General features: G+C 61.4%; 1 protein-coding gene. It reads left to right on the forward strand.

Features of this window, described 5'->3' with window-relative positions:
- A partial coding sequence (locus tag H1S01_RS21020; RefSeq protein WP_279287059.1) for a cation diffusion facilitator family transporter occupies positions 1 to 337 on the forward strand: 337 nt, incomplete at both ends.

The raw sequence follows: 337 nt of genomic DNA on the forward strand, positions 1-337 counted from the left end.
GCTCAATACCAGCATCCTGCTCGCGCTGGTCCTCGCCAGCTTTGGCTGGGAGCGTACCGACGCGTTGTTCGGCATCGCCATCGCCTTCTACATCTTCTGGAGCGCGATCAGCATCGTTCGCGAGGCCGGGGCCGTGCTGATGGATACCGAGCTGTCGCCGGAGATCAGCGAACAGATGCAGCAACTGGTCTGCGAAGTGCCTGGGGTACATGGTTGCCATGACTTCCGCACGCGGGTTTCCGGCACGCGCTGGTTCGTCCAGTTGCACCTGGAACTGCCTGGTGAACTGCCGCTGTCGCAGGCACATGATCTGTGTGTGGCGGTGGAGAATGCGATT

This window comes from Heliobacterium chlorum, assembly GCF_014502795.1.
Lineage (GTDB): Bacteria > Bacillota > Desulfitobacteriia > Heliobacteriales > Heliobacteriaceae > Heliobacterium > Heliobacterium chlorum.